This window comes from Metabacillus halosaccharovorans, assembly GCF_002019635.1.
GTDB classification, from domain to species: domain Bacteria; phylum Bacillota; class Bacilli; order Bacillales; family Bacillaceae; genus Metabacillus; species Metabacillus halosaccharovorans.
In genome coordinates, this window is the sequence record NZ_KV917371.1 from 1142259 (window position 1) to 1159134 (window position 16876).

Sequence of the window (16876 nt, forward strand, 5' to 3'; positions counted from 1 at the left end):
TGTTACCCTCCTTTTAACATTTGGGACAGGGGGACAGGTTCCTTGTCCCGTAATTTATCAGGGACAAGGAACCTGTCCCCTTTGTCCCACGGACTCTCTTTCAACAAGATGGCAATCCAACAGGTATTTTTTTTGAACGACGTTTTGATTATTTTTCAGCTGGTGTAAAATGTTCATGGCCACCTTCCCCATTTCTTCAAGGGGTAAAGACATTGTGGTTAATTTCGGTGAATGGTAGCCGCTTAATTCCCGGTTATCAAATCCTATAACAGATACATCATCAGGTACTTGAAGCTTTTGTTCTTTAATTGCCTGAATGGCCCCTGCTGCCATTAAATCATTCATGGCAATGATCGCAGTAGGCTTTGTTTCCTGATGTATCAGATCTATCGCCATCCGATAGCCTGATTCATATTCCCAATCTCCTGTTTTGACAAATTGGGGATGAAACATGAGCAGATGCTCGCTTAATGCTTTTTGGTAGCCACGAAAGCGTGCATGTGATGACTTTGAATTTATTAATCCGCTAATTAATCCGATTTGACTGTGTCCCTTGTTGATTAAATATTTCGTTATTTGATAGGAACCACCTTCATCATCATAATTCACGGTATAATCATGTTCGTTTCTCGTATAACAGTAGGTATATACAATCGGAATTTTCGAATCAGATATAATACCAGTGATATCCCTTGGATGCACGCCGATATAAATGATCCCCTCCACTTGGCCTTTTACTAATTGTCTGTACAAAGGCATTGCCAGTTCCTTACATTGATCTACACTCGGGAATTCATTCCCGCACTTTGAGAACAGCCCCATGTTTGTCAATAAAATGGATAACTGCTTTTCTTCCGCTGCTGCATGAATGCCCTTTATGATTTCAGGGGCATTGAAAACGGAAATATCCTCTACAATAACTCCGATAGAATCTGTTTTATTTAATTTAAGATTTTTAGCCAGCTCATTTGGCAGATAATTATATTCCTCGATGATATTCATGATCTTTTTACGCGTTTCTTCCCCGACACGGCCTCTATTATTGATAACATTAGATACTGTAGCGATTGAAACATCCGCTTTTTCTGCTATGTCTTTTATATTTATCTTTGATCTCACCTTTCGTTTTAGGTTAAACGATTAATCAGTATGGATGTTTTTTTAGTGAAGCGGGTGGTGAGCTTCCTTGTGGGATCTCACCTCTCCCTCACATTTTGCTTAAAGCATTTGATAAAACGATTAATCAAACGCCAAGATGTTTACATTTCATAAATCCAGACTCTCATTTCACCTTTTTTACGATTACACCATGCGTAATAAGGGATCGCTGTTATTGTTTGTGGATGCATTTCCAACGGTTCTGAATGATAAAGCTCACTGGTCGGTTCGATTCGATATCCTTCCGCTTTCAGTGTAACAACTCCGTTTAATAGATTTGGTTCATATTGGCTAGTGATGTTACTTTGTTTTGAAAGGCGTATTCCGGCAAGATTTGCTCCGTTATCAACTTCTTCAATACAATACACAATCGGACCGCGCTGTAAGGCTGTTTGACCTTGATTCATTGATACAAGTGGATTACTGCGCATTTTCAACACCGCCATGTCGAGCTCGAGTGTGACTGTATCACCTTTTTGCCAGATCCGGTCTATGATTAAGTAGCCTTTTTCTAATTCGTTAACTGCCACTGTTTCTCCATTTACTTTCGCTGATGCTGCTTTACACCAGCCTGGAATTCGTAAGGCAAGTTTGAATTCCGCCAAATTCTCTACATTTACTGTTAAGGCTATATTGCCTTCCCAAGGGTAATTATGTGTTTGTGTCAGCTCCACTTTTTGCTCCGACAAAACGGTTTGAACGTTTCCGGCAATATATAAATGTGTATATAAGGTATCATCTGTTTGTGTATAAACATTGTCTTCAACAGAAGCAATCATTCGCGCTAAATTAGGTGGACAGCAGGCACAGAAAAACCATTTTTGACGTTCAGTCTTTACATGCTCCTGATCCTTCCTGTTTTTTTGAAATGAATTTACTTCAAGAGGATTCACATAGAAAAACCGCTTGCCGTCTAAGTCCATCCCACTTAATGTTCCGTTGTAAAGCGCCTGCTCAAGTACATCCGCATATTTTCGGTTCGGGTCAAGACGCAGCATCCTGTTTGCCCAAAAAGCAAGCCCGACTGATGCACATGTTTCACAATACATAGAATCGTTCGGCAGATCATGATTGCATGTAAAGGCTTCGCCGTTTACTGCAGATCCAATTCCTGCTGTAATATACATTTTATGTTTGATCACATCATCCCAAAGAATGTCACATGTTTCCTTTAATGAATGATCACCTGTTTTCGCTGCTAAATCCGCCATGGCGATATATAGATACATTGCTCTTACCGCATGACCAACTGCCTCTTTTTGTTGTCTTACCGGCTTATGTGCCTGCTGATATTCATATCCTAAGCCGAAGTTTATATGGGTATCATCATTCCAGGTCTGGGCTGTTTCAATTGTTTTTCTTTTTTCCATTTCCTCTGAGAAATAATTCGGCCGCTGACCGCGTTGTTCAATAAAATATTGGGCAAGTTTTAAGTGTCTTGAATTAGTTGTTACATCGAAAAGCCTTACTAAGGCCAATTCAATTTCCTCGTGACCGGGATAGCCCTTGATTTTTCCATCCTCAAGCCCGAATACGGAATCAATCAATTCAACATACTTTTCCATAATGTGCAAAAATTCCTTTTTCCCTGTTGATTCATAGTAAGCTACAGCAGCTTCGATGAAATGGCCGGCACAATATAATTCATGATTGTCTCTTAAATTAGTCCAGCGGTTATTCGGTTCTTTTAACATATAGTAGGTATTTAAATAGCCATCCTTCCTTTGAGCTCTTCCTAATAACGCAATGACTTCATCCGCATTTTCTTCTAATTCCTTATTCGGGAAGTCACGTAAGCTGTATGCTACGGTTTCCAGCCATTTAGCTACATCACTGTCCTGAAAAACCATTCCATAATACTCACCGCTTGATTCGCCTGCTGCAATCCGGAAATTTTCAATCGCATGACTAGGTTCAGTATCTGGTAGTTCATCATTTAATGCTTTCCACTGATAAGGAATAACTTCTTTTGCCACAATATGTTTATATGTTTTCCAAAATTGATCTTCAACTACTACCCTTTTAACTGGATTTGTGATATTTACCAGTGATTTCATTGCCATGAAGCACCTCAATCCTTTCTAAATTACATCCATTCTATTTATTTAGGAAACTACCTTTCATCCTAATAGGAAAAGCTTTATCATATAGTTAAACCTGGCATTAAAACGCTTACAACACTTATTTTAGCACCGGGATTTAGGCAGAGAAATATCGATTTCGAACGTAAATTTACACTATTTCACACTAAAGGAGGGAGACCAACTTGACAGAAACTACCTTTCTATCGTTTCTTGCACCCCCATTTCCTTACTTTATCGAGGGAAACCTTACAACTTATAAAAAAGGACAAAGACACCCTAACCGCTATAACTTGGGATTTTTTGATGTGATTATTATGAAGGAAGGAAGCCTTTATTTAGGAGAGGAAAATAAGCAGTGGAAGCTGCTGCCACATGACGTTCTTATTTTGGAACCTAATAAGCACCATTTTCCGGTGGAGCCCTGTACTGAGGACACTGTGTTTTATTGGTTTCACTTTCAGACAAAAGATAAATGGTGTGTCCAAAAGGAGCAAAAACCATTGGAGCCGGACCAGCCTGTTCCAACTTTACATTATTACTCTGATAACAACACGGTTCATCTGCCAAAACATCAAAAACTGGGAAACCCAAATGAACTATTCAATCGGTTAGATTTACTTTTAAAATCAACCGTCAAAATCCGCTCATTGGCTTTTTGGGAAACACAGCAAATTTTCATGCAGGTGCTGCAATGCCTCGAAAATGATCAACATAATCAAAGCAGCAATGTGAAGCTTGCTGAGCAAATTGAAATCTACATAAAACAAAACTATAAAGAACCGATTACAAATAAAAGCTTGGCAGCCCAATTCCATGTTCACGAAAACTATTTAGCACGATGCATGAAGGTAGCGTTTAACTGTACACCACTTGAATACTTGTCTAACTATCGAATCGAACAAGCCCGCCTTCATCTATTGAAAACTGACCTGCCCCTACACCTCATCTCAGAAGAAATCGGCTTCACACGCCTAAGCTACTTCTCCCAATGCTTCAAAAACAAATACGGCGTATCACCAGCTAACTACCGCAAGCAGTACAGGAGGGACAGAAGTGGCGTTGGTAGCGGGACGGGGGGACAGGTACCTTGACCCACACAAAAAAGGGACAAGGGACCTGTCCCCCTGACCCATTATTTGTCCATCCACACTTCTCCGTCTTTGTATGTCATTTGTTCTGGGTAGCGTAGGTTTAGGACTTCTTCTTGTGTTTGGATGGATGGTGCTTTTGTTGAGAGTGAGACGATTATATTGGTTAGGATGGCTGCGGCTGCTCCGAATACACCTGCGCCTGTGTCGATAATGCCGGCGATGGTGAAACCGCCGTATTTAGAGGCAAAGATGTAGATGAGTGTTACCGCTAAACCGACTAGCATTCCAGAGATGACGCCTTGAGTGTTTGAACGCTTCCACCATACTCCGATGAGTAGTGCCGGGAAGAATGTCCCTGATGCCAGCGCAAAAGCCCAAGCGACGATTTGTGTGATCGCTCCCGGTGGATTTAGTGCGATTAACCCCGCTAATACAGTCGCAATGACAATTGACCAGCGAGCAACGGCTAAGCGGTTCTTTTCAGATGCATTTGGCTTCATCACTCGATAGTAAATATCATGTGCAAAGGATGAAGATATGGCGATCATTAAGCCGCCGGCTGTTGATAGAGCTGCTGCCATTGCCCCTGCGGCAACAAGTCCGATGACGAACATTCCAAGATTGGCAATTTCAGGTGTTGCCATTACGACAATATCATTGGAAATCATCAATTCGCTCCATTGTAAAATGCCATCACCGTTTCCATCAGCAATTTGCAGTTTTCCTGTGTTTACCCATGATTCAGTCCATGCAGGCAGCTCAGATAGCTTTTGTCCGGCAACCTGTGTCATTAAAATAAAACGCGAAAACGCAGCATATGCTGGTGCAGATAAATATAAAAGTCCGATAAACAGAATCGCCCAAGCCCCAGACCATCTTGCCGCTTTCATTGTTGACACCGTGTAAAAACGAACAATTACGTGTGGAAGACCAGCTGTTCCTGCCATTAACGTAAACATAAGTGCAAGGAACTGCCATTTCGTTCCGTTAGTAAATGGAGCAAAATATTCAGAGATCCCGAGTTGACGATCAAGCTCCCCCATTTCCTCGACAATTTTTCCATACGAAAGCCATGGAGCTGGATTTCCTGTAATTTGCAGTGACATGAAAATAACCGGAATTAAATAAGCGATGATGAGGATAATGTATTGCGCAACCTGTGTCCACGTTATCCCTTTCATTCCCCCAAATGCTGCGTAAAAGGCAATGAGCACCACGCCAATCATTGTTCCAAGCTTTGCATCAATCTCAAAAAGGCGGCCGATCACAACTCCCGACCCGGATAATTGCCCAATTGAGTAGGTAAAGCTGATAATAATGGTACATAAAGCCGCAATGACACGGGCTGTGTGACTGTTATAGCGATCTCCAATGAATTCCGGTACAGTATAACGACCATACTTACGAAGCTGTGGTGCGAGCAGGAAGGTTAATAGAAGATATCCACCTGTCCATCCCATAATATAAGCAAGTCCATCATATCCAAGCAGCATAATCGTACCAGCCATCCCAATGAATGAGGCTGCACTCATCCAATCCGCTCCGATGGCCATTCCATTAAAAATCGGTGGTACTCCGCGGCCTGCTACATAAAAGTCAGATGTTTGCTTCGCTGTATTGTAAACCGCAATTCCAATATACAAGGCAAAGGTAAGTAAAATAATAGCAAGTGAAACAAGAAATTGAGCGTCCAATAAAAATCCCCCTTATTAACTTGAGCACTCCCCTATGTACTCAATAGCTAGTGAATGCTTTATCTGATCCCCTTTTAATCAATGTAATATCCATTCTATATTTTTTGTTTTTTAATGATCCAACGTTTTTCCGGCGCTAAGCTGTTCATTTTTTGATTCATCAATGCCATATTTTTTATCAATTGAATCACTGACTTTTGCGTTAATAAATAATAAAAGAATAAAGACCACAACAGCCCCCTGCGCCCCCATAAAATAGTGAAAAGGAAAGCCATTAATCGTAAAACCGCTGAAAAACTCCGCAAATAAGACAATACCGAACGATGATAATGCCCCAATGATTAAGTAAATGACAATGTTTCTTGTTCGTTCTCTAAAATAAGCATCCGCTACGTTTTTATCAATTTTTTTCATAAAGCACCTCCTGAAAATGAATGATCACTCGGAACCTTAAGACAGACTGAAGATGAATTTTATTGTTTCTAAAAATGGTGCAGGTACTAATGCAATTTGGACAACGAAGTAAATAAGCAGTGTTACTACCGGGATGAGTAAAAACTGAGGTTTTTTCTTTCTTAAGCAAAAGATAAGACTAAAAAGAGTTAAAGCAAGCATCAAGAATAATGTCATCATATTTGACTCTCCTCCTTCATATAATTGTAAGCGTTATCATATTATGATATACTGAATACACCTCCTGACAGCTTTAACATGTCTTATTATGTATGGAAAAGATATAGCTGGTCAATAAAAAATTGAAAATTAAGGATATTTTTCCTTCGACAACTTTTTTGGCGGTCTATCGCCATCCGTCGTAAAATTTGGTATATTTACCCTATTATGAAGATAAAAACATTGCTACTCTATATTTGCTCTCTAAGTTATTTTTCACTGCTTTTATATTTATTGTTTTTCTCTGCGTACCGGCAGTCTGTTGAGGGTGAGATTGCTTATAACCTTGTTCCCTTTAGGACAATTGGCGCCTATTTTCGCAGCTTTGACGGCTTTTTACTAACTGACCCGTTTATCGGAAATATATTGGCTTTTCTTCCGTTCGGCTTTTTTCTGCCGACTTTTTGGAAGATGGTCGACTCAATTTACAAGGCAGTTCTTTGGACTTTTGTCTTGTCGTTGTCTGTTGAAGGATCTCAATTTCTGTTTCGGGTAGGAGCTTTTGATGTGGATGATTTGCTCTTAAATACATGTGGTGGGGGATTGGGGTTTGGCTTGTTTTGGTTCGTTAGAAAAACGTGGCTTATCGTCAAGTTCTAATGGTGAAGGTCGTGCCTACTGATTACATAAAAAATCGAGGTTGATCTCTGAGTCATTTGAGTTCAACCTCGTATCGTTGGAGGGACAAGGAACCTGTCCCTGTGTCCCGGCTTATTCTGCGCCTTTGTCAGCGTCTTTTTCTTTGTCTGATTCAGGGGCTTTTTCTGATTTGTCAGCGTCTTCTTTTGGTGTTTCAGTGTCTTTTGCTGGAGCTTCTTCAGCTGGTTTTTCTTCTTCAGCTGGTGCTTCTTCAGTTTCACCTGCAGGAGCTGGAGCTTCTTCACTTACTTCTTCTTCTGTTGCTTCTTCTTCAGCAGCTTCTTCAATGGATGTTACCGGCTTACCCATGAAGCTTTCTGGATTTAAAGCTGTACCCGCTTGGCGGATTTCAAAGTGAACATGGTTGCCATCTTCTTCATTGTAAAGATTTTCACCAGATTTACCGATTACTTCGTTTTGCTCAACTTTGTCACCAGCTTGTACACTAGCTTCTGCTAATGATTGGTAAACTGTTACGACTTCGTTTTCGTGCTCAATTTCTACAACAAATCCTAAGATTGGATCTTTTTCAGCTTTTGTTACAGTACCACTAAGTGATGCTACAACATCGAATTGCTTTTGATCTTCTCTTGCGATGTCGATTCCTTTGTTCATTCTATACGTATTGTTATAGAATACAAGTGCTGCTTCTTGCTCTTCTGTTGTTGCATTCGGGTCATAAAACTTTTTCACAACGTTTACTGCTTCAGCATCTACTGCAGGCATTGCGAAGTTTTCTTTTGTTGCATTTACTTCAACTGCTTCCTGCTCATCTAATGCGATTTCATCTTGGTTATTTTGCAAATCCTCTGCAACATTGTTGCTGATGTTTTGGTACCATAATACTGCTGTAAGGATAACTGCTGCACTCATTAGGTAAATTGCCGGAAATACCCAACGTTTTCTGAAAAATTGTTGAACTTTGGTTTGAGAAGTACGTTTCTTTTCTTCCTCTCTCATTCTATCATCACCTCAGAAATCAGTCTGAACAGATTATCTGAATTATATACACATCCAGTAAAAAAAATTTTTTAAAATTAGTTTGCGCAATGTTTATAATAATATGTAGGCATTTTAAAAAAATTTTTTAGAACGTTGAGATAGGAGTATTTATAGATGAAAAAAATTGCATTTACGCTGTTGCCTGTTCTATATATGGCCTTTATTTGGACATTATCAAGCTTTCCGGCAGATGCGATTGTGGATACACAGCTTTCGTTTGATGCATTATTGAAGGAATCCCTGCATCTTATTGAATTTGCGATTCTTTATTGGTTCATAGCCTTTGCTTTTATGGCACATGGCAAATGGACAGAAAAAGCGAGTATCATTGCGGCTGTTATTTCGATTGCATACGGGCTAACAGATGAAATCCATCAATCCTTTGTTCCGGCACGCTCTGCGACTGTGATTGATTTTGTTAAAGATACGATCGGTGTGGCCGTTTCTTATTGGATTGCGAAACGGAAGTTTTTTTCGAATTGATTTATCAGCGGGTTTCGGGGATTTATCAGCGAAAAGCATAATTTATCGGCGAATACAGCGATATTTCAGCGAAATCAAGAATTTATCAGCGAAACCGAAAAGGAGCCCTCGGGCTCCTTTAATTTTTGGCTGTATATTTAGATAAGAATGGTTCTGCTTCAGATACCTTTGTTCCATTATAATAATGAGCAATGATTTCTTCATATGTTTTACCATCCTCCGCCATAAAGTTTGCCCCGTATTGGCTCATTCCAACTCCATGGCCAAACCCTTTTGTTTCAATAACAACTGAGTCACCTTTGATTTCCCATGTGAAATCACTTGATTTTAGACCTAGTTCTTCTCTTATTTGCCTTCCAGTAAACTGCTTTCCATTTATATCAACCTTAGCGACGCGTTTTCCTGGTGTTAGTTCGGTTATTTTTCCAACTGTCCCGCTTGATGTATCGAGTTTTACTCCTAATGTGCTTTCAAAGTCCTTAATCGAGATCACTTTTTTATCATAAAATTTAGGAGAATTTTTGTCCCATGAGCTTTTTACACTTTTTAAATAAGGAATTGCTTCTGTCCAATAGGCCTCAGAGTTTTCTGTATATCCATTGCTTGTTGAGAAAAACGATGCATCAATTGGCTGGTCTTGATATGTAAGGATTTTTCCTTGAGTCGCTGCAACAGCTGCTGTGATTTTTTGCAGCTTTGATTCATATTCGTCTCCCCAAATGGCTTTTAACTCTTCCGGATTTTTATATACCTGATGCATTTGAGTATCTGTTACAGCTGCACCATCAGGAGTACTTATTGGTCCATTCATAAGTTGTTTTGTAATATATGTTCTTGCTGCTAGTGCCTGTGCCTTTAATGCTTCTGTTTCAAACTCCGCAGGCATTTCAGATGCAACAACACCTATCACGTACTCTTCCAGAGGAATGGATTCGATTTGTTTTGTTTGGCTTCGGTATACAGGTACATCTAATGGTGACTCAGCAAGCACTGGAACCTCCGATTTTGCGACGGTTAATTCTTCCCCCAATTTTCCCTTTGACTGCTCCATAAATGGTGTAACGAGTAGTGTCGGAATGAGGAGTATAATGATAAATAATCCTCCAAATGCGAAGAGAATTGGTTTAACTGGTTTCATGTTCGGCCTCCAATTGGTTTAGGATGAGTAGTATGTCTATAGTTCATCTTATGGCCGTGGACAAGCAATTATGACTGAAAAAAATGTGGACAATGTACTATTTTAGTGGGGATGGACAAGGGTTGGTAGAATCTTTTCTATTGTAAGCGTATTCAATTAGAAGATTGGTCGAATTCCTTTGTATTGTGGTTGAAAAACTTAAATTGTTAGCGTAATCATCCAAAAAGTTGGTCGAATCATCGAATGATTCTTAAAATCGCCCTAATTCCAGTGCTGTAATGGAAAAAACCACCTAATCTATGTATAAACTTCTTCAAAAATAGGCACTATAGTAAAGTCGTAAAAAAATAAAAGAAGCAGATCGCCATTTTAGACTTCTGCTTCTTTTATAAAGGCATATTAATCTGATACGGCAGCTTGCTGCTGATCAGACGTAAATGTTGTAATTTCTTCTTTTACACGTTCGATGTCTGCGCCGATGCCTGCAAGTTTTTCATGGAATGCTACATAACCACGGTCTAAATGCTTAAGTTCAGTAACACGAGTGTGGCCTTCTGCACATAGTCCTGCCAGGATGAGTGCTGCGCCTGCACGTAGGTCTGTTGCTGCTACTTCTGCACCTTGCAGCTTGACAGGTCCGTTGATGATAACAGATCGTCCTTCAATTTTAATATCTCCATTCATGCGACGGAATTCTTCAACATGCATGAAGCGGTTTTCGAAAACTGTTTCTGTGATCATACTTGTTCCGTTTGCACATAATAGCAATGCCATCATTTGTGATTGCATGTCTGTTGGGAATCCTGGGTGTGGCATTGTTTTGATGTCGACAGACTTCAGTTTTTCCGGTCCGATGACACGTAAACCATCTTTTTCTTCGACGATTTTTACGCCCATTTCTTCCATTTTTGCTACTAATGATGTTAAATGCTCAGGAACGGCTCCTTTGACAAGGACATTTCCACCAGTTATCGCTGCAGCGACCATAAATGTACCTGCTTCAATGCGGTCAGGAATGATTGTGTGGTGTGCACCTGTTAATTTTTCCACACCTTCAATACGGATTGTTCCTGTACCAGCTCCACGGATTTTTCCACCCATGGCATTGATATAATTAGCCAGATCCACAATTTCAGGTTCTTTCGCTACATTTTCAAGGACAGTTGTTCCGTCAGCAAGAGCTGCTGCCATAATAATGTTTTCTGTTGCGCCAACGCTTGGGAAGTCTAAATATACTTTTGCTCCCTTTAGTCTTCCATTAACTTCTGCTTCAATAAAGCCGTTACCAACTTTAATAGAAGCTCCCATTGCTTCAAAACCTTTTAAGTGTTGGTCAATTGGACGTGAGCCAATTGCACAGCCACCTGGTAATGCAACACGTGCATGACCATTACGAGCTAATAAAGCTCCCATAACTAAAACAGATGCGCGCATTTTTCTTACATATTCAAATGGTGCTTCTGTTTTTAGCTCTTTTGATGCATCTACAATCACTTGATTATTTTCAAAATGTACATCCGCGCCTAGATGGCGAAGAACTTCATTAATTGTATACACATCGGAGAGCGTAGGTACATCACTGATTATACTTTTTTCTTCACTTGCTAATAAAGATGCAGCGATAACTGGTAGAACGGCATTTTTTGCTCCTTCAACTTTTACAGTGCCGTTTAACCTACGACCGCCGCGGACGATGATTTTTTCCAAATTATTCCCCTCCGCGTCCCAATTTCTCTATATTAATATTCAGACGTAATGATTGGTGTTCCTATAACGACCGTAGTTTTATCGCCCATTCCGTCAGATCTTAATGCAATTTGAATGTTCATCTTATCTTCTTTTGTTGGAATATAATCTTCCCAAAGTGAGGTCTTAGCTGATACCGAAAGAAAATCTTGTTCCGTGAGCTCTTCAATCGGTTTTGCGTTGAATACTGTTAGTAATTCAACCATTGTCTCATTCAAAACTTCTTCCATCTTATCACCTACTATGCCTTCGATACAAGCATATATTGTAGGATTTTCATGGAAAATGTCGAATGATCTTTGAGTAAAGAATTTATCCATATCATTCCAATTGCGATTAGTACCTACACCTAAGACCTCATAAAGGATATACGATTGTTCTTGATCATTTGTGTGGGTGGCGAGAAACTGGAGTTTTTCCGTTATATTTTTTTCTTTATTTTCATAAACACCGATCGCTTTAAACACGTCGTCTTCATGTTTATACGTCCAAGTATATTGACGATATTGCTTCGTCATTTGTTTCAATTCTTGTATAGATTTATTTTCGACAAACTTTTTTGAATATAAAGACCATTTTGAAATCTCTACATCTTCGTTTTCCATTCGTTCTGCAATTGTTGATAATTTTGACTGATTCTCTAGCGCTACTATATGATTGGCTACCAAACTGAAGATAATTGATAACGTTAGAACCATAATTCCTATCCCTTTATTTCTCATATACGGTCACTTCCTCTCCTTAGTAACATTGTTACCGGATTATCAGTGTCCATACGTGGAAAAACTCGTCAATATTAGACAAGATGGAAATCATTCTTTGTTATCCCAAACATACATGTACATCTACGCATATGTAACCATACATTCCCTATTTTAAAAAGTGGTAAACCCCTTGTTAGAATAGTGTTGGAAGTTGTTGTGACCATAATAAATAATCCAGGAAAAAATTACTTACAATAGATCCAATAGCGATAGTTAACAATATGAGAAGTACTCTTGCTTGAATCACTTTGCCCGCTTTTATCCATTTATCAATATTTAGTGCTTGTAAGGCCCACCACGTTACACTGATGAAGGCTAGGTGCACGATCATACTGATTAAGGCCAGTTGTCCATAATCGGGCATACTTCACCCCTCCACTTATCCTCATAATCCTCTGAGAATAATGCTTATTTTAAAGACACACAGCAATCTCAATCTTACCTGATTTAAGCCAAAAAACAACCTCATATTTTCCTATTTGAGAATGAAAATATTTCCGTGTCTTTTTGACTTAGTTTCTTCGGTATATACCCTTGACTATTATATAGGGAAATTCCTGTTACATGATTGATTTTTGTTTTTAACAAAAATTTAATGAATGGTGCCTTTGTTTTTTACAAAGGACACACAATATTTATTTTACTACGGGAAGATACCCACTATATTCCTCATTTATGAAATAATTGTTACAGATTTTCATTTGTGATTTGTGTGGTATACTTTCAAGGTGAAATTTGTTCGTTTTATTGCGCTCCATTCCACTATAGAGTCAAAATAGTATTCATGAGCAACAACTTTTACGAGAACAACCTATGAAAAAGGGGGAGTTAGATGCAACTTAATTTTGATCATCAATATGATGCAATATTGGAATATGCAAAACAATTACCTTCTTTTGATAATATTTACGCAGCGCAAGCATTTTATTATGAATTTCGTCAAGAACATCTTCACCTATTAATGGAAATTGCGAGTGAATACCAAGTCACACTAGATTATTCAAAGAACAGTCTTTTTGCATTGGAACATTTGTATTTTTCATTATTCCAGAATAATAGTTTCTTTGATTTACAGGTGACGATTGAAGAGTTCGAGACAAGCATGGGTATCTATATGTGTGATGTATTAGTTAAACAGCATCCTAACAAAGCAGAATGGCTTGTAGAGGCTTATGCTTATGGTGATGATAAATATGTTATGGGAATCCGTTACGGCCGTTATAATCAATATTTTCAGAACTTATTTCATCAGTTTTATTTAATGAATAAAGATGCAGGGAAGCAGGAATTATTAAGACGTTATGAGCGGATGAAAAAACGATGTATATAAAAAGGATGGTGCTAAGGGCACCATCCTTTTTTGTTATCTCGTTACATCTAAACGGTTGATTGCACGTTTAAGTGCTAATTCAGCTCGTTTGAAATCGATATCTTCTGTTTTTTGATTAAGACGCTCTTCAGCACGTTTCTTAGCTGCTTGTGCACGGTTTACATCAATTGACTCCACAGTTTCAGCTGCTTGAGCTAAAATTGTTACCTTATCAGGTCGGACTTCGATAAAACCGCCAGTTACTGCAACTAATTCAGTGCTGCTCCCTTTCTTGAGGCGAACTGCTCCAATTTGAAGTGGAGCAACCATTGGAATATGTCCTGGTAAAATACCAAGTTCACCACTTTGAGCTTTTACACTCACCATCTCTACGTCTGCATCGTAAACTGGGCCATCGGGAGTAACGACATTAACTAATACTGTCTTCATACTCATACCCTCCTAGGTCCCAAGATTAGGCTTCTACACCCATTTGTTTTGCACTTTCAATAACTTCTTCAATACGTCCAACTAGACGGAACGCATCCTCTGGTAGGTGGTCATACTTACCTTCAAGAATCTCTTTGAATCCACGAACTGTTTCTTTAACAGGAACATAAGAACCAGCTTGGCCAGTAAACTGTTCAGCAACGTGGAAGTTTTGAGATAAGAAGAATTGAACACGACGAGCACGTGCAACTGTTAATTTATCTTCTTCAGAAAGCTCATCCATACCTAGGATTGCAATGATATCTTGAAGCTCTTTATAACGTTGTAAAGTTTGTTGTACTTGACGAGCTACAGCGTAGTGCTCATCTCCAACGATTTCAGGTGACAATGCACGTGAAGTTGAAGCAAGAGGATCCACCGCAGGGTAAATACCCATTTCAGATAATTTACGCTCTAAGTTTGTTGTTGCATCTAAGTGAGCGAAAGTCGTTGCAGGAGCCGGATCCGTATAGTCATCGGCTGGAACGTAAATTGCTTGGATAGATGTAACAGAACCTACGTTAGTAGATGTGATACGCTCTTGTAATTGACCCATTTCAGTTGCAAGAGTTGGTTGGTAACCAACGGCAGATGGCATACGACCAAGTAGGGCGGAAACCTCTGAACCTGCTTGTGTGAAACGGAAGATGTTATCCATGAAGAAAAGAACGTCTTGTCCTTGATCATCACGGAAGAATTCAGCCATTGTAAGACCAGTTAGTGCAACACGCATACGCGCACCAGGCGGCTCATTCATCTGACCGAATACCATCGCAGTTTTCTTAATAACACCAGAGTCAGTCATCTCGTGGTAAAGGTCATTTCCTTCACGAGTACGCTCACCTACACCGGCGAATACTGAGATACCGCCGTGCTCTTGTGCGATGTTATTGATTAATTCCTGGATTAATACAGTTTTACCTACACCGGCACCACCGAATAGACCGATTTTACCACCCTTGATATAAGGAGCAAGTAAGTCTACTACTTTAATTCCAGTTTCAAGAATTTCAACCTCTGTTGATAGTTGATCAAATTTAGGAGCTGCTCTATGAATAGGATCACGACGAGCATCTGCTGCAATCGGTTGATCTAAGTCAATATTTTCACCTAATACGTTAAATACACGACCTAATGTTACATCACCAACAGGAACCGAAATAGGTGCACCTGTGTCAGTAACCTCTACTCCACGAACAAGTCCATCAGTTGTAGACATCGCAACTGTACGAACTGTATCATCACCTAAATGCAGGGCAACTTCTAAAGTAAGGTCGATCGCGACTTCATTTTCATTCGCTTCTGTTTTAATTGTAAGGGCATTATAAATGTCTGGAAGTTGACCGCTCTCGAACTTTACGTCAACAACCGGACCCAAAATTTGAGTAATGCGTCCTTTATTCATCGTTTTCCCTCCTATCATGAAATGCGTAAGGCGCCGCTAATCGGCGACAAGCATAAGGCGAATAGGAATAGAAGGTGTTCTTTACCTTCAATTCCTATTTGACTTATAGCTCGAGACAGTCAAAAACGCGACGTCCTGTCGCACTGACTGCACTCGCACATCCTGTGCTTCGCCGATGGCGCCTGGAGCTAGACACAGACACTATTTTTCAAGCATCTGATTATACGTTACTATTCCAATGCTGCCGCTCCACCAACGATCTCTGTGATTTCCTGAGTGATCGCAGCTTGACGCGCACGGTTGTATGTCAAAGTAAGTCCATTAATAAGTTCTTTTGCATTATCAGTTGCATTTTTCATTGCTGTCATACGAGCTGCGTGCTCAGAAGCCTTACTATCAAGTAGTGCTCCGTAGATGAGACTTTCAGCATATTGTGGTAACAGCACTTCAAGGATTTCTTCTTGGTTTGGTTCAAATTCATAAGAAGTTAAACCTTTGCTTGAAGAAATACCGGAAAGAGGAAGAAGCTTCTTCTCTGTAACATCTTGTTGAATCGCACTAACGAAGTGGTTGTAGTACAAATATAGCTCATCATAAGATCCGTCTGCAAACATGTTTACTGCACCACTTGCAATGTCCTTAATGCTAGCAAAAGATGTTTCGTCACCGATACCAGTAATTTCTGAAATCACGTTCATTCCACGCTTTTTAAAGAAATCACGGCCCATTTTACCGATTGCAATGATCACAAATTCATCATTCGACTTGTGACGTTTTTGAATTGTTTGGTATACAGCACGTAAAACACTACTGTTAAATGCTCCTGCTAATCCACGATCTGACGTGATGACCAAGTATCCCGTTTTCTTAACAGGTCTGCTCTCTAACATAGGATGACTTACGTCTGTGCTACCGTTCGCGATGCTTGCAACAACCTCCTGGATTTTTTCCATATAAGGTCCAAATGCTTTCGCATTATTTTCTGCACGGTTAAGCTTTGCAGCTGAAACCATCTCCATCGCTTTTGTAATCTGACTTGTCTTCTTAGTAGAAGTGATTCTTGATTTTATGTCGCGTAATGATGCCAAAGGTTCTCACCACCTTTATATATACTATCGCAAGGAATAAAATTTTCATGGATGATAGTATAAGAAAAACTAAGGCTTTCGCCATTAGCTTGGCGACAAGCCAAGTTTTTCTAA

General features: G+C 39.6%; 17 protein-coding genes. 4 read left to right on the forward strand and 13 right to left on the reverse strand.

Features of this window, described 5'->3' with window-relative positions:
* Positions 1–57: 57 nt before the first annotated feature.
* Positions 58–1119 (reverse strand): LacI family DNA-binding transcriptional regulator, encoded by a 1062-nt coding sequence (locus BK577_RS05295; RefSeq protein ID WP_078431980.1) that lies wholly within the window; start codon positions 1117–1119, stop codon positions 58–60.
* A gap of 140 nt (positions 1120–1259) precedes the next feature.
* Positions 1260–3215 carry a glycoside hydrolase family 127 protein gene (locus tag BK577_RS05300; RefSeq protein ID WP_078433471.1) on the reverse strand — a complete coding sequence of 652 codons (1956 nt, stop codon included), beginning with the start codon at positions 3213–3215 and terminating at the stop codon, positions 1260–1262.
* 209 nt (positions 3216–3424) lie between these two features.
* On the opposite strand from BK577_RS05300, the gene BK577_RS05305 reads away from it, so the two are divergent.
* A complete protein-coding gene (locus tag BK577_RS05305) occupies positions 3425–4333 on the forward strand; it encodes a helix-turn-helix domain-containing protein (protein ID WP_078431981.1) in 909 nt (302 codons plus the stop codon).
* A 41-nt stretch (positions 4334–4374) separates the two neighbouring features.
* Here BK577_RS05305 and BK577_RS05310 read toward each other — a convergent pair whose 3' ends face one another.
* From BK577_RS05310 to BK577_RS05320, 3 genes are all read right to left on the reverse strand, one after another.
* Entirely contained in the window at positions 4375–6027 is a 1653-nt protein-coding gene (locus BK577_RS05310; protein WP_078431982.1) for a sodium:solute symporter family protein, read from the reverse strand.
* A gap of 111 nt (positions 6028–6138) precedes the next feature.
* A complete protein-coding gene (locus BK577_RS05315; RefSeq protein WP_078431983.1) occupies positions 6139–6441 on the reverse strand; it encodes a DUF4212 domain-containing protein in 303 nt (100 codons plus the stop codon).
* A gap of 36 nt (positions 6442–6477) precedes the next feature.
* Positions 6478–6660 carry a hypothetical protein gene (locus BK577_RS05320; RefSeq protein WP_026563124.1) on the reverse strand — a complete coding sequence of 61 codons (183 nt, stop codon included), beginning with the start codon at positions 6658–6660 and terminating at the stop codon, positions 6478–6480.
* Between the two features lie 222 nt (positions 6661–6882).
* Between BK577_RS05320 and BK577_RS05325 the strand changes: the two genes are divergently transcribed.
* Entirely contained in the window at positions 6883–7299 is a 417-nt protein-coding gene (locus BK577_RS05325; RefSeq protein ID WP_169908113.1) for a VanZ family protein, read from the forward strand.
* Positions 7300–7410: 111 nt separating this feature from the next.
* On the opposite strand, the gene spoIIQ is transcribed toward BK577_RS05325, so the two are convergent.
* Positions 7411–8298: a stage II sporulation protein SpoIIQ gene (gene spoIIQ, locus BK577_RS05330; protein WP_078431985.1), complete on the reverse strand. Its 888-nt coding sequence runs from the start codon at positions 8296–8298 to the stop codon at positions 7411–7413.
* Positions 8299–8454: 156 nt separating this feature from the next.
* On the opposite strand from spoIIQ, the gene BK577_RS05335 reads away from it, so the two are divergent.
* The gene (locus BK577_RS05335) at positions 8455–8823 is read left to right on the forward strand and encodes a VanZ family protein (protein ID WP_078431986.1); all 369 of its coding nucleotides are present in this window, start codon (positions 8455–8457) and stop codon (positions 8821–8823) included.
* A 118-nt stretch (positions 8824–8941) separates the two neighbouring features.
* On the opposite strand, the gene spoIID is transcribed toward BK577_RS05335, so the two are convergent.
* The 4 genes from spoIID to BK577_RS05355 form a co-directional block, all read right to left on the reverse strand.
* Complete coding sequence (gene spoIID, locus BK577_RS05340; RefSeq protein ID WP_078431987.1) at positions 8942–9961, reverse strand: stage II sporulation protein D; 1020 nt, start codon at positions 9959–9961, stop codon at positions 8942–8944.
* A 399-nt stretch (positions 9962–10360) separates the two neighbouring features.
* A complete protein-coding gene (murA, locus tag BK577_RS05345) occupies positions 10361–11668 on the reverse strand; it encodes a UDP-N-acetylglucosamine 1-carboxyvinyltransferase (protein WP_078431988.1) in 1308 nt (435 codons plus the stop codon).
* Between the two features lie 32 nt (positions 11669–11700).
* Entirely contained in the window at positions 11701–12429 is a 729-nt protein-coding gene (locus BK577_RS05350) for a YwmB family TATA-box binding protein (RefSeq protein WP_078431989.1), read from the reverse strand.
* A gap of 175 nt (positions 12430–12604) precedes the next feature.
* Positions 12605–12835, reverse strand: coding sequence for a DUF1146 family protein (locus BK577_RS05355; RefSeq protein ID WP_078431990.1), 231 nt, complete (start codon positions 12833–12835; stop codon positions 12605–12607).
* 468 nt (positions 12836–13303) lie between these two features.
* Between BK577_RS05355 and BK577_RS05360 the strand changes: the two genes are divergently transcribed.
* Positions 13304–13801, forward strand: a complete 498-nt coding sequence (locus tag BK577_RS05360; RefSeq protein WP_078431991.1) for a hypothetical protein — start codon at positions 13304–13306, stop codon at positions 13799–13801.
* A 33-nt stretch (positions 13802–13834) separates the two neighbouring features.
* Here BK577_RS05360 and BK577_RS05365 read toward each other — a convergent pair whose 3' ends face one another.
* From BK577_RS05365 to BK577_RS05375, 3 genes are all read right to left on the reverse strand, one after another.
* The gene (locus BK577_RS05365) at positions 13835–14230 is read right to left on the reverse strand and encodes a F0F1 ATP synthase subunit epsilon (protein ID WP_078431992.1); all 396 of its coding nucleotides are present in this window, start codon (positions 14228–14230) and stop codon (positions 13835–13837) included.
* Positions 14231–14255: 25 nt separating this feature from the next.
* Positions 14256–15674, reverse strand: coding sequence for a F0F1 ATP synthase subunit beta (atpD, locus tag BK577_RS05370; protein ID WP_026563115.1), 1419 nt, complete (start codon positions 15672–15674; stop codon positions 14256–14258).
* Between the two features lie 230 nt (positions 15675–15904).
* Positions 15905–16762, reverse strand: coding sequence for a F0F1 ATP synthase subunit gamma (locus tag BK577_RS05375; RefSeq protein WP_026563114.1), 858 nt, complete (start codon positions 16760–16762; stop codon positions 15905–15907).
* Between the last annotated feature and the right edge of the window lie 114 nt (positions 16763–16876).

Coding starts and splice junctions, on each gene's coding strand:
- BK577_RS05300 (WP_078433471.1), bottom strand. CDS start 3,215: ATGAAATCACTGGTAAATATCACAAATCCAGTTAAAAGGGTAGTAGTT.
- BK577_RS05315 (WP_078431983.1), bottom strand. CDS start 6,441: ATGAAAAAAATTGATAAAAACGTAGCGGATGCTTATTTTAGAGAACGA.
- BK577_RS05320 (WP_026563124.1), bottom strand. CDS start 6,660: ATGATGACATTATTCTTGATGCTTGCTTTAACTCTTTTTAGTCTTATC.
- spoIIQ (WP_078431985.1), bottom strand. CDS start 8,298: ATGAGAGAGGAAGAAAAGAAACGTACTTCTCAAACCAAAGTTCAACAA.
- BK577_RS05335 (WP_078431986.1), top strand. CDS start 8,455: ATGAAAAAAATTGCATTTACGCTGTTGCCTGTTCTATATATGGCCTTT.
- spoIID (WP_078431987.1), bottom strand. CDS start 9,961: ATGAAACCAGTTAAACCAATTCTCTTCGCATTTGGAGGATTATTTATC.
- BK577_RS05350 (WP_078431989.1), bottom strand. CDS start 12,429: ATGAGAAATAAAGGGATAGGAATTATGGTTCTAACGTTATCAATTATC.
- BK577_RS05355 (WP_078431990.1), bottom strand. CDS start 12,835: ATGCCCGATTATGGACAACTGGCCTTAATCAGTATGATCGTGCACCTA.
- BK577_RS05360 (WP_078431991.1), top strand. CDS start 13,304: ATGCAACTTAATTTTGATCATCAATATGATGCAATATTGGAATATGCA.
- BK577_RS05365 (WP_078431992.1), bottom strand. CDS start 14,230: ATGAAGACAGTATTAGTTAATGTCGTTACTCCCGATGGCCCAGTTTAC.
- atpD (WP_026563115.1), bottom strand. CDS start 15,674: ATGAATAAAGGACGCATTACTCAAATTTTGGGTCCGGTTGTTGACGTA.